Annotated in this window: 10 protein-coding genes and 1 pseudogene; 3 read left to right on the top strand and 8 right to left on the bottom strand. The window is 71.4% G+C overall.

Features of this window, described 5'->3' with window-relative positions; translation table 11 throughout:
* Positions 1–10 precede the first annotated feature (10 nt).
* From FB157_RS36880 to FB157_RS36860, 5 genes and pseudogenes are all read right to left on the bottom strand, one after another.
* Positions 11–433: pseudogene (locus tag FB157_RS36880) on the bottom strand (adenylyltransferase/cytidyltransferase family protein); the annotation flags it as partial.
* The gene (locus FB157_RS36875) at positions 430–1,995 is read right to left on the bottom strand and encodes a YncE family protein (RefSeq protein WP_145885071.1); all 1,566 of its coding nucleotides are present in this window, start codon (positions 1,993–1,995) and stop codon (positions 430–432) included. The gene FB157_RS36875 and the pseudogene FB157_RS36880, both read right to left, overlap by 4 nt.
* Before the next feature lie 87 nt (positions 1,996–2,082).
* Entirely contained in the window at positions 2,083–3,639 is a 1,557-nt protein-coding gene (locus FB157_RS36870; protein ID WP_145885070.1) for an oligosaccharide flippase family protein, read from the bottom strand.
* A complete protein-coding gene (locus tag FB157_RS36865) occupies positions 3,636–5,225 on the bottom strand; it encodes a hypothetical protein (protein ID WP_145885069.1) in 1,590 nt (529 codons plus the stop codon). The genes FB157_RS36870 and FB157_RS36865 overlap by 4 nt, the downstream gene beginning before the upstream one ends.
* A complete protein-coding gene (locus FB157_RS36860) occupies positions 5,222–6,700 on the bottom strand; it encodes a hypothetical protein (RefSeq protein ID WP_261386763.1) in 1,479 nt (492 codons plus the stop codon). Before FB157_RS36860 ends, FB157_RS36865 begins: the two co-directional genes overlap by 4 nt.
* 243 nt (positions 6,701–6,943) lie before the next feature.
* Here FB157_RS36860 and FB157_RS36855 point away from each other — a divergent pair, with 243 nt between their 5' ends.
* Positions 6,944–7,924 carry an NAD-dependent epimerase/dehydratase family protein gene (locus FB157_RS36855; protein ID WP_145885068.1) on the top strand — a complete coding sequence of 327 codons (981 nt, stop codon included), beginning with the start codon at positions 6,944–6,946 and terminating at the stop codon, positions 7,922–7,924.
* 32 nt (positions 7,925–7,956) lie between these two features.
* The gene (locus FB157_RS36850) at positions 7,957–9,156 is read left to right on the top strand and encodes a glycosyltransferase family 4 protein (RefSeq protein ID WP_145885067.1); all 1,200 of its coding nucleotides are present in this window, start codon (positions 7,957–7,959) and stop codon (positions 9,154–9,156) included.
* Between the two features lie 225 nt (positions 9,157–9,381).
* On the opposite strand, the gene FB157_RS36845 is transcribed toward FB157_RS36850, so the two are convergent.
* The 3 genes from FB157_RS36845 to FB157_RS36835 form a co-directional block, all read right to left on the bottom strand.
* Complete coding sequence (locus tag FB157_RS36845; RefSeq protein WP_145885066.1) at positions 9,382–10,563, bottom strand: glycosyltransferase; 1,182 nt, start codon at positions 10,561–10,563, stop codon at positions 9,382–9,384.
* A complete protein-coding gene (locus FB157_RS36840; protein WP_145885065.1) occupies positions 10,560–11,099 on the bottom strand; it encodes a DapH/DapD/GlmU-related protein in 540 nt (179 codons plus the stop codon). The genes FB157_RS36845 and FB157_RS36840 overlap by 4 nt, the downstream gene beginning before the upstream one ends.
* A gap of 110 nt (positions 11,100–11,209) precedes the next feature.
* Positions 11,210–12,682: a sugar transferase gene (locus FB157_RS36835; protein ID WP_261386762.1), complete on the bottom strand. Its 1,473-nt coding sequence runs from the start codon at positions 12,680–12,682 to the stop codon at positions 11,210–11,212.
* Positions 12,683–12,876: 194 nt separating this feature from the next.
* Between FB157_RS36835 and FB157_RS36830 the strand changes: the two genes are divergently transcribed.
* On the top strand, positions 12,877–14,430 hold the full coding sequence (locus tag FB157_RS36830) for a M1 family metallopeptidase (protein WP_261386761.1): 1,554 nt from the start codon (positions 12,877–12,879) through the stop codon (positions 14,428–14,430).
* The last annotated feature ends 201 nt before the right edge of the window (positions 14,431–14,631 follow it).

Raw genomic sequence — 14,631 nt, 5'->3', positions numbered from 1 at the left:
TCGCGGGCGGCGGCTTCGCGGTGAGCAGTTCCAGGGCACCACGCAGCAGGGTGCTGGAGGTGTGCATGGTGTACGGGAAGTAGACGACTTCCACGCCGACCTGCGCGAAGCGCCGCTCGAGCACTTCCCACTTGGGCGTTCCCCGCCAGTCGTCGCCTTTGAAGATGACGTGGAAGCCGATCCGCTTCCACACCTCCAGCTTGTCCTCCTCCAGCTCTACGACGGCCGCGTCGACGCAGCGCAGGCTGCGCACGATCGCCACGCGTTCGGAGACCGGGATGACCGGCGACCTGCCCTTGAGACGCATGGTCAGGTCGTCGGAGGTGACTCCCGCGACGAGGTGGTCACAGTGCCGGCGCGCATTCCGCAGCAGGTTGAGGTGCCCGATGTGGAACAGGTCGTAGACGCCGGGCGCGTATCCGATGCGTGTCATGTGCGCGCGTCACCCGCCGCCCTGGTCTCGGCCTTCGCGGGGACGGTCACTTTCAGGGAGTGGGACTTCGGCGAGGTGTTCGTCCCGTCCGTGACCTCGATCCGGTACCGGTGACTCGTACCGGCGGCCACGGAGTCGGTGTAGCTCATCCACGGACGGTTCCAGTAGGTCGACGACGACGTCCGCCGCGAGACGATCCGTCCGTCCCGGTAGAGCCGGTAGGTCAGCGCCGCGGTGGTCCGGTCCCAGGAGGCCTGCCAGCGGAGGGTGACCGTTCCGGGGCTCTCGGCGAAGGCCGAGAGGGCGGGTGTCTCCGGCGCGACGGTGCCGGGACCGGCCCCGAAGCGGGTGAGACTCTGCTGCGGCCGGTCGTTGACCTGGCCGAACTCGCCGCCCACCCAGAGGATTCCGCGCGCGACCGCCAGGGCTCGGGGCCCGACCCCCGCCACGCCCTTCCCCGCCCCTTCGTCGGTGTCGGGGAACCAGTGCAGGATCGTGCTGTCCTTCGGCGACTGGGCCAGCAGGTGCTGCCGGTCGTGCCGCTCGGGGAAGCCACCGGGCGTGGCGGCGCAGTTGTGCGCGTGCGAGGCGCTGTAGAGGACGCCCTTGTAGGGCAGGACGGCCTGAGTCGCGCCGAAGCAGGTGTCCTTCCACACCATGGTGTCGTCACTGAGCCGGGCCGCGATGCGGCCGTCGAAGACGCCTTGGCCGCTGCCTTCGGCGGCCACGTAGAAGTTGGTGCCGTCGTGCGCGATCGACTTCACCGCGGACTTGGGCGGCAGCCAGAACGGATAGGTGTGCGTCAGTTCGCCGGTGGTGGGGTTCAGAGCGGCCAGCGAGTGGACCAACTGGTTGTCGACGCGCTCGAACTCGCCTCCGACGTAGAGCTTTTGGTGTGCGGGTACGACCGACAGGGCGCGCACCGGAGCATCGATGTCCGCCTCGAACGGCAACAGGGTGCCCCCGGGCGTGAAGGCCGCGACATGCTTCCTGGTCCGGCCGTCGACCACATCGAAGTCACCGCCGAGGTACACCGTCCGGTTCGTGGTGTCGATCGCCCGGACGGTCGAGGACACCGCCGGCCGGAAGTCCTTGCGCAGGGTGCAGCCCGCCGTGTTCAGGGCTACGGCGCTCGCCACACCGGTGGCCCCGACATGACTGAAGGAGCCGCCCACGTACAGCACTCGGCCATCGGGCGAGGCCTTGAGGGCGCGTACGGTTCCCTCGCCGCCGGTGAACGACGGCGCGCAGGGCAGCAGGGCCCCGGTGACCGCGTCGAAGGCGGCGAAGTTGCGGCGCCGGACCTCTTTGGTTCCGGGTGCGGCACCGGGCGGCCGTACCGAGGTGAAGGTTCCCCCGGCGTAGACGACACGGCCCACGGAGGCCAGTGACCAGACGATGCCGTTCGTCTGCCAGGTGGTCAGCGGATCGGCGCTGAACGCGGGCTTGGGCGCTCTGCCGGCGGCCACGGCGAAGGAGGGGTCGAGCAGGGCGGTGGAGCAGCAGATCGTGACGGCGACAGCCCTGGTGGCCGCCTTGGTCGGGAGCTTTCTCAGGCGCAAGGGACACCCCGGATAGCAGTGCTGTGGGCGGCACGCGGGGAATGGGGCGTGGCTTCGCGAGCCCGGACCGTTCGACCCTGCCTGGGCTCATGCGGCGCGACGGCGCAGCACTCCGACCAGCTCGCTCACTCCCAGCGATCTTCGATACCACCACAAAGTAGTACTGAATGCGCACATTCCAAAGATCATCCCCACGGCGAGTCCTGACGGAGTGTCACCACCCAGCATGCGCACGGCCGCCAGCACCACCGAGACGACCAGGGCGACACCGAGGGCGGTGGTGTAGCCGCGGTCGACGGTCCTGAAACCGAGGCACAGACGGATGAGCAGGGCGGCCGAGAGGTTCTCCACGATGATGGCCGCACCCCAGGACACGGCTGCACCGAGGACGCCCCACAGCGGCACGGCGAGAATGCCGACCGTCAGCTGCACCATGAACGCCAGGGCGGTGACGGCCAGGTGCCAGGAGCTCTTGCCGGCCATGAGGAGCACGGTCTGGGCGTTACCGACCGCGACGTTGATCAACGAGGCCACGCACAGCACGACCAGGGCGGGTGCGCCGTCGACGAACTCCGGTCCGAAGACCGAGAGGACGGTCCGGGGGAAGCCGGCGACGAGGACGAACAGCGGCCAGGAGAAGAGCACGATCCAGCAGGTCGAGACGCGGTGCAGATGGCGGGCCTCGGAGACCTGGTCGACGGCGAGCAGCCGGCTGATCTCGGGTGCCACGGCGAGCCGGACGGCGAGTTGCAGCAGGGTGCCCGCGGTGACCACGCGGCCGATGGCGGTGTAGATGCCCGCCTCGTTGCTGGTGGCCAGGGCCGACAGCAGGATGACACCGACCCAGACAGCACTGATGTCGAAGACGGAGGAGACCGCGCGGGGTGCCGCGAAGCTCCAGAAGGAACGCCAGGGCGCGGCCCCGTGCCCTGCGCGATGTTCCGCGCCGCGCAGGGCGCCGCCGCGCAGGGCACGGCAGCGGCGCAGCGACAGCCAGGCGGCCACGGTGCCGGCCGGCGCGGGCAGCAGCCAGGCCACGGCCAGGGGCAGCATCCCGGGGGCGTAGTACGCCACCGGGACGGCGATCAGCACCCGCAGCACGGGCTTGCCGATCTGCTCGACGCCGACGAACGGCACCACCGTGCCGTGCCCCTGAGTGGCTCCGAGCAGGACCAGTCCGACGGTGGCGACGGGCAGGAACAGCGCGAAGAGCCGGACCAGCGTGACCGCGTCGGCCGGCCGCAGGTGGGGCAGGAGGGTGGTGGCCACCGCCGGGAACAGCAGCAGTGGCAGGGCGGCCGCGGTACTGGCCAGGGCCGCCGGCACGACGGCGGCACGCAGCAGGGCGCCCACCGATCGGCCGCCGTTGACGGCGAGGTCGCGCGAGACGTAGCGCACGAGCCCGGTGTCGGAGCCGAGCTTGCAGGTGTTGCTGAGGATCGTGAACAAGGCCACGCCCGTGAAGACCGCTCCCGCGCCGTGCGCTCCGGCGGAGCGGGTGATCAGGCCGACGAGGAGGAAGGCGAAGACGGCGTTCGCGGCGGAACCCGCCACACCCCACCAGCCGCCCCGTGCGGCAGCGGCGACCCCGCTCGGGGCGGTGGCCCCGGCGGGGGTGGGAGCGGTCGCATCGGAGGCGGTCACCCGCGGGAGACCGTGAGGGTGTCGTCCTGTGCGGGGAGCTCCACGATCGGCATCGCGGGCTCCACCGCGGGACGGCGCTCGGGACGACGGCGCAGGGCGGCGCGGAGGCGGCCGCGTGCGCGGCAGTCGAGGACGGCGCCGAGGAGGTTCCCGCCCGAGCAGTCGATCAGCTCGTGCGCCCGCTTGAGGTCGTCGCGCCGGGTGGCGTCGAGGTCGGTGACCAGGAGGACGCCGTCGACCCGCTGGGCGACCGCGAGGGCGTCCGCGTGCTCCAGGAGCGGCCGGGTGACGACGACCACGGAGCCGGAGCCGGAATCGGCAGCGGGCAGTACCCGGTGGATAGCGGCGGACACGCCCGCCTGGACCTGCGAACCGGTGCTGCCGCCGGAGCGGCAGACGAACCGCCCGGCGGTTCCGGCATCGACGACGAGGCTCCCTTCGGGCAGGGCCTCCTCCTCGGTCGTGCGGGCATCGTCCGGCACGAGCGGCATTCGGGTCGCCAGGCCGGGCGTGCCGGGGTCGGCGTCCACCAACAGCACCTCGTCGCCGCACTCGGCGAGGGCCGCGGCCAGGTTCACGGCGACCTCCCCGGTGGCCGCACCGCGCCGGGGGGCCACGACGAGCAGGCGGCCGGCGCCGGACGGGAGCCCGGTCCGGCGCAGCCGGTAGGCCAGGGCGCGGTAGGCCTCTGTGCGGTCACTACTGGTGCGGCCGACCGTCAGCAGGGCGTCCCCGCGGGCCCTGGTGGGCAGCATGCCCAGGACCGGAGCGCGCAGCGCGGCCCTGACCTCGTCGGCCGAGCGGACCCGGGAGTCGAGGGCGGAGCGCAGCCAGGCCAGCAGGATGCCGAGGGCGAGACCGCTCGCCAGTCCGAGCACGAGCAGGGTAGACATGCCCGGCCCCGAGGGCCTGGTGGGGGCCTCGCCGCTGCGGACGATGTCACCCCCGGTGGTGTCCCGGGAGTTGATGTCGGAGACCCGCTTGTGCAGAGTGGTGATCTCGCTCTGTGCGGCGGAGTCGGTGGACTCGCCGTCGTCGGTCTGCTTCTTGGCCTGCTTGGTCACCGCGGCGATCTGCTGCTCCACGCCCTGGGTGGCCCGCTGCACGGCGGCGTCGTTACGGCCCTTGCGGTCGGCCAGGTAGGCGTCGGCGAAGGCGTTCGCGCCGCGCGCCGCGCGCCCGGGGCTGTTGGCGGTGAACTCGAAGCGGAGGACCTGGGACTTGGCCGGGTTGGTGACCCGCAGCCGGTCCTGGAGCGCGCCCGCATGGCTCGCGGGCTGTCCCAGGGTGTGCGCCGCGCGGATGGCGACCGCGGCACTGGCGGCGATCTGCTGCTCGGTGCCCATGCTGACCTGGTTGTCCGCGGCCACGGCGACCGTGCCGAAGGGGTCGGTGGTGGAGCGCACGAGGACTTCGCTGGTGGAGGTGTAGGTGTGGGCGCGGGCCTGCGCCAGGGCCGCTCCGCCGAGCAGTCCCAGGACGATCCCCAACGCGATGACGGCGCGGTGGCGCAGGAGTCGGCGCAGTTGGTCGCGTAGCTGGTCCGGCTCGTCGTACCGGTCGTCGAAGTGGAAGGGGCCGGTCACGAGTGCCCTCCTGTTCCGGGAATCGATGCGTGACGGGTGGGCGCGGTCGACATCGCCGCTGAGCGGAATCGGGATGCCCGGGCCGTGGGGGTGGTGATGAGCAGTGGAATGGTCATCAGCAGCATCAGCGGGCCCACGATGCCGAGCAGGCTGCCGCGCAGGAAGACCATCTGGTAGAAGGCGAAGGCCGGGACCAGCAGCGCCGCGAGGGTGCCCGGCCGGTCGCGGAGCCGGTGCCGTACGTCGTCCATCCGGCGGCCGGCCGCGCCGAGCAGGAAGAACACGACGGCCACCGCGGGCGGTCCGGCCCACAGGTAGCTCTCAATCCACAACGGCGCGGAGAGATTGAGGAAGTCGTAGCCCGCGTACTGGGCCAGGGTGATTCCGGTGTCCTCCGGCTTGTCCGGCCACACCGAGCGCGGGACCAGGAACAGCGGGGGCCCCAGCGCGCTCTGGGGCGAGAACCCCTTTCCCCGTGCGTAGTCGATGCCGGTCTGCACCTGCTGGAAGGCGTCGTAGTCGCCGTTGGTGGTGAACTGCTCGGCGAGGGAGACGACGGCGATCTGTTCCCGGTCGCTGTAGCGGAAGTAGTCGCTGTAGGGGAAGACGAGCAGCACGGCCGTCATGAGGGTCGCCGCGACGGCGCGGAAGGCGCGGGGCCGGCACAGCCGGGGCACGGTGAACAGCAGGGTCAGCACCACCGTGCCGGCCCAGAACCTCGGCTTGCTGACAGGGTTGTTGACGACGACGTTCAGGGCCAGGAGCAGCGGCAGCAGCAGCCGGCGGACACCTCGCAGCAGTCGGTCGCCGCCCCGCAGCCGGGGCACGTGCAGCAGACCCAGCAGGGCCCAGAACGCGGTTACGGACAGCGACCAGTTGCGCAGGGCCATCACAAAGGCGTCCTGCGCGTTGTCCATGGCGCCGGCTTCGCGCAGCGCCTGACGGCTCGTGAAATAGGCGTTCAGACCGCCTGGTTGGGCCGGGACCAGCAGCGCCGCGAGAACGAGGGCGAGTCCGCAGAGCGCGATGAGGCGCCAGGGCGCCAGGCGGCGGGACAGCAGTCGTTCCACCACGCCTGGTGAGGTGACCTCCGGACGGGCGGCGAGCGAGCGCTCCCGGCGGGCGGCGAAGGCCGTTCCCGCGGTGTGGGCGAGAAGCCCGAGTTCGATGACGGCCACGGCCGTGAGGGCGGTGCCTTCACCGGCCCGGTAGGCCCACGGGTAGGTGTCGGTGGCGAGCATGGCCAGGGGTGCCAGGCCGAGCCAGATGTAGGCGAACACCCAGAAGCCGAGGGCGACGAGGCGCACCGTGGTCGCGGTGAGCACGCGGGTGAGCGTCACACCGGTGTGCGTCACGACGACGGCCTGCAGGCCGAGGGCCGCCGACAGATGCGCCCCGTACGACTGGAGGATCAGGCCCGGCAGCAGGACGACCAGCGCCACGGTCCAGAGCGCGACCGCAGCCACGCTGCGCACGTCGGCGCCCCCCGTCCCGACTTCTGCGTCGCTCGCACATTTCAACTGAACCTTCATCAACAGCTTTATAACGCTCATTTCCCCGTATTCCTCACAGGCGCGCGCGAATCGACGGCTCCGCAAAGCCGTGCGCGAGCCCAGTCATCGGGTGACGAGGGCATTCGGAGCGGCGCGCCATTTACCGCAAATCGTGACAAATGTGTATTGCTTATCCGACCAGAATCCGGGACAGAGGAGTTGCCGATGAGCAAGCAGGTGGACGTCGTCGTTGCCGGTGGCGGGGGATTCATCGGCGGCCATCTAGTGGGCGCCCTGCTGTACCAGGGGCTGACCGTCCGCTCCATCGACATCAAGCCCCGGCAGGAGTGGTACCAGGTCCACGACGCCGCGGAGAATGTGATCGCCGACCTATCGCTCCTGGAGAACGCGCGCGCGGGCGTCCGGGGCGCGCGGCAGGTGTACATGCTCGCCGCCGACATGGGCGGCATGGGCTTCATCGAGAACAACAAGGCCGCCTGCATGATGTCGGTGCTGACCAGCACGCACATGCTGAAGGCCGCGCACGAGCAGGGTGTGGAACGGTACTTCTACTCGTCCTCCGCCTGCGTCTACGCCGCCGGCAAGCAGACCGACCCGAACGTCACCGCGCTGCGGGAGGAGGACGCCTATCCGGCGCAGCCGGAGGACGGCTACGGCTGGGAGAAGCTCTTCTCCGAGCGCATGTGCCGCCACTTCGCGGAGGACTACGGGTTCCTCTCGCGCATCGCCCGCTACCACAACGTGTACGGCCCGCACGGCACATGGGACGGCGGCCGCGAGAAGGCACCGGCAGCGGTCTGCCGGAAGATCGCCGAGGCGGTGCTCTCCGGGGACCACAGCATCGAGATCTGGGGCGACGGTCTGCAGACCCGTTCCTTCATGTACATCGACGACTGCCTGCACGGCACTCAGATGATCATGAACGGGAGCAGCGACGTACCGGTCAACCTCGGCTCCTCGGAGCTGGTGACCATCAATCAACTCGTCGACATCGTCGAGGAGATCGCGGGTGTCCGCTGCGAGCGCAGCCACCGGCTCGACGCTCCGCAGGGCGTGCGGGGCCGCAACTCCGACAACACCCTGATCCGCGAGATCCACGGCTGGGAACCGTCGATCTCCTTGGCCGACGGCCTGGAGAAGACCTACGCCTGGGTCTACGACCAGGTCAAGCGCTCCCACCAGTGAGCCCCGACCACGTGCGAGGACACGAAGAGCCGATGAGGATCCTCGTCCACGACTACAGCGGCCACCCCTTCCAGGCCCAGCTGAGCCGGGAGTTGGCGCGCCGTGGCCACGATGTCGTCCACTCGACGTGTACGGCCTACGTCTCCGGCAAGGGCAACCTCGCCGGAGACTCCCCCGGCCTCCGCTTCGCCACCATCGGGGACACCACCCGGCTGAGGAAGGAGGCCTACTTCCACCGGCTGCACCAGGAGACCCGGCTGGGCCTCGAACTGGCCCGGCAGGTACGGCGCGAGAAGCCCGACGTGGTGCTGCTGTCCAACCTGCCGATCCCGGTGCTGGTCGTGACCGCGGCCGTCCTGGGGAGGCTGCGCATCCCCTGGGTGCTGTGGCATCAGGACGTCACCACGGTCGCGTTGAAGACCTTCGCCGCCGCGCGGGTCGCGAAGTCGATGGGCCTCGCCGCCAAGGTCTTCGGGGCGGGCGAGAAGTGGTCGGCTCGCCAGGCCTCGGCCGTCGTCGTGATCGCCGACTCCTTCGTGCGGGTCCACGAACGGTGGGGTACCGCCGGCAAGGTCACCGTCATCCCCAACTGGGCGCCGCTGGACGAGATCGTCCCGGTGGCACGGACCAACGCATGGTCGACGGAGCACGGTCTGAACGACGTCCGGACGGTGCTGTACTCCGGCACGCTGGGCCTGAAACACAACCCGGTGCTGCTGGTGCAGCTGGCCGAGCGGCTGCGGGAGCGGGGTGATCCGGTACGGCTCGTCGTCGTCAACGACGGCCCCGCCGTGCCCGTCCTCAGGGAGGCCGCCGCGGCCCGCGGGGTCGAGTTGACCCTGCTGCCCTTCCAACCTTACGAGCGACTGCCCGAGGTGCTGGGCACGGGCGATGTCCTCGTGGTCCTCCTGGGGCCGGACGCGGGAGAGTTCTCGGTCCCGTCCAAGACCCTGTCATATCTCTGTGCCGGACGGCCGGTGCTCGGTCTGATGCCCGCCGACAACCTCGCCGCGCAACTGCTCCACCAGGCGGGGTCGGCGGTCCTGCCGCCGGAGGAGTCCGCGCTCGACGGTGCTGCCTCCTGGGTCCGGACGGTCCTGGCCGACCCGGCCCATGCCGAGCGCCTGGGCAAGGAGAGCCGAGCCCTGGCCGAGCGCGAGTTCGCCCTGGAGGACTGCGCCTCCCGCTTCGAGGACATCCTCCGGAGGGTGAGCGCCGCCTCGGCCCGCTGAGCCGGCCGTGCAGGTACCCGCGCCGAATGCCCAGGGCCGCGCCGCTGTCCATACGCGGCGCGGCCCTGGGCCGCGATCGGACGACCCGCGATCGGAGGACCGCCATCGGACGGCCGGGAATCCGACGGCCGACGATCAGACAGCCGACAGTCCGACGGCCGACGATCAGACGGCCCGCGATCAGACCGTCGGCAATCCGACGGTGGACGATCGGACAGCCGGCGATCAGACGGCCGGCCTCGAAGGGGCCGGCTCCGTCTCCCGTCGGGCGTGGTCGGTCCGATCCGAACCGGCGCCGCTCCGCCGGTAGTTCTCCTCCAGCCGGTCCACCACGGCGCCGATGGAGTACACGTCCTCGACCACGCGGCGGCCGGCCTCCGCCAGTTCGGCGCAGAGGTCCGGGGCGCCCAGCAGTCGGCGGACCGCCTCCGCCATGGCCTCGGGGCTGCCATCGGTGACGACCGCGGCACCCCGGCGCGCCAGCTCGTCGGCGATGCCGCAGGTGTCGGTGAGGACGACGGGCGTACCTTCGGCCAGCGCCTCGATGACGGTCATGCCGAACGGCTCGTTCACACTGGCCAGCACATGGACGGCCGCCGTCCGGTAGGCCTCGCGCGCGTCGGCGGGATCGAGCGCCCCGCCGTAGCGGACCACGTCCGACAGCCCGTCGGCGATGAGCCGGCGTACGGCGGGGAGCGATCCGTCGTCCGGGCCGTACAGCGTGAACCGGGCCTCGGGCAGCTCCTTGTGGACCAGCGCGGCCATCTCCACGAAGGCCTCCGGGCGCTTGCGCGGGTGCAGCCGGGCCAGGAACAGCACATGCGGGTCGCGCTGCCGCCGCGGACCCGGTTCGGGCGGGCCCGGCCGGATGCCGTTGGGCAGGATCCGCAGCGGCGGGCCGTCCGGCCCGAGCACATCCGCCACCAGCCGGCGCTCCTGCCCGGTCAGGACGAAGCAGGTGCGTGTCCGGCGCAGCAACGGCAGGTAGAGCCGGTCGAACAGGCGGACGGGGAGCGCGCTGCGCGGCTCGACCATGCCGTGGGTCTGCGCCACGCACGGGACGCGGCGCAGGGCGGCGACGGCGAGCGCGGCGAGGGAGACCAGATCGCGTCCGGCGTGCACATGCACGACGTCGGCGTCGCCCATGGCCCGCCACAGGTCGCGTACGAGCAGGGGATGCAGCAGGCCGATGAAGCCCTGTCCCGGGAGCAGCGTGCGGGCCGGACGGGAGCGGAGCCGGACGGGGCCGATGCGGTCCGGGCCCCGGCCGCTGCCCCGCCACAGCGACATCAGCGTGACGTCGTGTCCGCGTGCGACCAGTTCCTCGGCCTGGGCGAGGGCCACGCTCGGCGGGCCGCCGAAGGCACCGTCGTCGCTGACGAGCGTGACCACGTGGAGCAGTCTCATACGGAGACCCCCTTCGTCGTCAGGACCGCGCCGGCCGGGAGGTCCCGGTGGGCCACCACACCCGCGCCCACCACGCCGCCCCGGCCGACGGTGACGCCGCGCAGGACCACAGCACGGGCCGCCACCCAGCTGCCCGGCTCCAGCCGGATCGGGCCGTTGTCGAACTCGAAGGTGGCGGAACGGCGGCGATGGCTGCCCGTGCACAGCAGCGCGCTCTGGGACACACAGCAGTCGCTGCCGATCGTGACCGGTTCCAGGTTGAGGATCCAGGCGCCCTCGCCGATCCACGCGTCGTCGCCGATCTCCAGCTTCCACGGCCAGTGCACCCGCACTCCGTGCCGGATCAGCACCCGTTCCCCGACCCGGGCTCCGAACGCGCGCAGCAGCACGGGCCGCCAGCGGGCCGGGAACCACCACTTGACGAAGAGCAGATGGAGGGCGGCGAACCAGGCGGCCTGGACGAGCAGGGGCCGCCCCTTGTCGTATCCGGCACCGGTGAAGCCGCGCAGGGATCGCGCGACGACGGTCTGCGCCATGAGAGTGTCCCTTCCCGAGGACTCAGGCCATGGTCGCGATCCTTCCCGTCCCGGGAGCCGCGTCGCCCGCGATCACGGCGTGTTGACGGCAGGCCTGCCCGGATGGCGGATCAGTAGGCGCCCTGGCCGTTCAGCACGGCCCGTACGGTGCGGGCGAGCACGTTCATGTCCACGGCAAGGGACCAGTTGTCGACGTAGCGCAGGTCGAGGGCGATCGTCTCGTGCCAGGACAGGTCCGACCGTCCGCTCACCTGCCACAGCCCGGTCAGGCCCGGCTTGACGCTGAGCCGGCGCATCTCGACCGGGTTGTACTTGACGACCTCCTCGGGCACCGGAGGGCGTGGGCCGACCAGGGACATGTGGCCGAGGAGGACGTTGAACAACTGGGGCAGCTCGTCCAGGGAGTAGCGGCGCAGGATGCGCCCCAGGGGGGTGACCCGGGGGTCGCGGCGCATCTTGAACATGTGGCCGTCGTTCTCGTTCGCGGCCTCCAGCTCGCCCTTGAGCCGGTCCGCGTCGACCACCATCGTGCGGAACTTCCACATGGGGAACGGAGTGTTGTTCCGGCCCACCCGCGTCTGGCGGTAGAAGGCCGGTCCGGGCGAGCCGAGCCGGACGGCCAGGGCCAGCAGGAGCAGCAGCGGCGCGAGCACGACGACGAGCAGCAGGGCGCCCGCGCGGTCCAGGACGGACTTGAGCAGCGTCGGCGTGCCCCGGCGCAGCGGCGGCACGATGTGCAGCATGGTGAGTCCGGCCGCCGAGGTGAGCCGAACCCGCCGGCGGGTGACGTCGACGATGCCGGGCAGCACGACGAGCGCGCACCCGCGGTCGTGCAGCGCCCAGGCCAGCCGGCGCAGCCGCTCGCCCGACATGTGCGGGCCCGGCACCACGAAGACCAGGTCGGCCGAGAGTCTGTCGGCCGCCCCGAGCACCACCTCGGCGTCCTGCTCGGGGATTTCGGGCGCCGCGCAGGGCAGCCTCAGATCCACGGGTACGCCGGAGAGCACATCGTCCTCCCCGATCGGGCAGGTTCCGACGATCACGTATTCGTGGTCGGTGCGCTGGGCGAGCTGTTCGACCACCGCGTCGACCGTAGGGCCCTCGCCGATCACCAGGACGTGGCGCAGTGCCTGGCCCCTGCGGCGGGCGGCCCGCAGATGACGGTGAATCACCTTCTGGCAGGCCGCGGTGAGGACGAGGGCGGGGATCAGCGCCGTGAACGCCTCGGCCGGCACGCTGCCCAGTCCGCACACCACGCGCAGCGTCGCCAGGGCGCCGACCAGCACCAGCCAGTCCCTGAGGACGGCCCGCAGGCCGCCCCCGTCACCCCAGGCAGCGAGCGTGTAGCGCTTGCCGGCCACTCTGATCAGCGGCCACAGCACGACTGCCACGGCCGCCAGCCGCAGCGGATGGGGCTCGTGGACCTCCACGATCGCGGCCGCGACGGGCAGCGCCGCGCCGACCAGATCCGCGCAGACGGACAAGGGCCGGTACCAGCGCGCCTGGGCGCCCTCCGGTTGGCCGGGCCGGCGCGGCATGGGAACCGGCACCTGTCGGGATGCCGCGATTCTGAACGGCCGCATGCCTCTCCTTCGAAAGCCCGATCTTCAGAAGGCCCGACCTTCAGAAGGCCCGATCTCGGACAACAGGCGTGGCCGCACGGCCACCGGGAGGGGACGGCCACACCTTGATGTGATCTTTATACCAAGCGATATGTGCCTATGTCGGAATTAATGGACATAGCGCATTAATAATCTCTTACTGACATAGTGTCGCCATGGACATCACGACTGCCGGCACCCGACGCCGCCTCCGTACCCACCGTGCGGCCCTCGCCGTGGCCGGTGCCGTCGGCATCGCGGGTGCCGCCGTCCTCACCGTCGTCCTCCTCAACGGGGAGCACCGCGCACCGGACCGCGCCGGACGCCCCGCCCCCGGCGCATCCCCCGGCGCGGGGGGCGAAGTCCCCTCCCCCGGTGCCCGCGGACTCGGCGACCCGCTCGCGCCCCTCGACGGCAACGGCGGCTACACGGTCCGCCGCTACACCCTCGACTTCGACTGGCGCGCACCCCGCACGCCCTTCGCCGCGACCACCACCGTCCGGGCCACCGCCACGCAGGCCCTGTCCCGCTTCGACCTCGACTTCGCGGGCAACGCACTCCACGCGGTCACCGTCGACGGCACACCGGCGAAGGCCGTGCGCGACGGCGACGAACTGGTCGTCACCCCGGCGAAGCCGATCGCCCGCGGAGGTGCGTTCACCGTCCGGGTCGCCTACACGGCCGATCCGACGCAGCGACGCCACCGCGACGACGCGATCCAGGACTACGGCTGGGTACCCACGGCCGACGGCACCCTGCTGTCGCTCCAGCCCGACGGCGCCAGGATGGTCTTCCCGGCCGACGACCACCCCAGCGTGCGGGCCCCGTTCACCTTCCGGATCACCACCCCGCCGGGGCTGACCGCGGTGGCCAACGGCCGGCTCGTCGGGCACGTGCGGCAACCCGACGGACGCACCCGGTGGACCTATGACTCCGAGGAACCGGTCGCGGCCCAGCTGGTCCAGCTGGCCATCGGGAGGTTCTCCGTCGTGGACGGCACGGGTCCGCGCGGACTGCCCGTCCGGGACGTGGTCCCCGAGGACCTGGTCACGGACACCGAGGCGTACCGGTCCCTGACCCCTGAGCACCTGGCCTGGCTGGAACAGCGGCTCGGCCCCTACCCCTTCCGCCGCTACGGCGTGCTGGTCGGGGACACCGACCTGCCGGTGGCCCTGGAGACCCAGTCGCTGTCCGTCGTTCCGAGTGCCGATCTGTCGGGGGATCAGGTCGGCGCCGAGCGCAACCTCGTGCACGAGCTCGCCCACCACTGGACCGGCGACAGCGTCGCGATCAGGCGGTGGTCCGACCTGTGGCTGAGTGAGGGACACGCCCGTTTCTACGAGCTGCTCTACTCCGACACGCACGGCGGCATCGATCTGGAGGGCATGATGCGTGCCGCCTACGAACAGCACGACCGGTGGCGGCACGACGACGGCGCACCGGCCGAGCCCACCGCTTCCACCCTGTTCCGCCAGATGCGCTACGACGGCTCGGCGCTGGTGCTCTACGCGCTGCGGGAGAAGGTGGGCGAGGACACGTTCGACCGGATCGAACGCTCCTGGGTGACGACGTACCGGGGCCGGGCCGCCGGTACCGCGGACTTCGTCGGGCTCGCGTCCCGCGTGGCCGGCGAGGATCTGACGCCCTTTCTGACGCCTTGGCTGTACGGGCCGCACACGCCGCCCATGCCGGGACACCCCGACTGGCAGGCGGACCCGGTCGAGGACTGAGCCCTCCGCAGGGGCGGGCAGGGTGCCGCCGACCGGGTGGCCTGTGCCCGACGGCTGGTCCACGCCGGTGACGCTCGGCGCGACGCGGCGCGCGAGGCACGGAAACGTACAAGGGGTGACGCGAAGGGCAACCCCCTTTGCCCTGAAGGGCAGTCCACTGTGCCCTGGTCGCATCTGTCCTGGCCACCACGCTGAACCTCG

This window comes from Streptomyces sp. BK340, from assembly GCF_007827595.1.
GTDB lineage: Bacteria > Actinomycetota > Actinomycetes > Streptomycetales > Streptomycetaceae > Streptomyces.
This window is presented reverse-complemented; position numbering and strand designations above follow the sequence as displayed.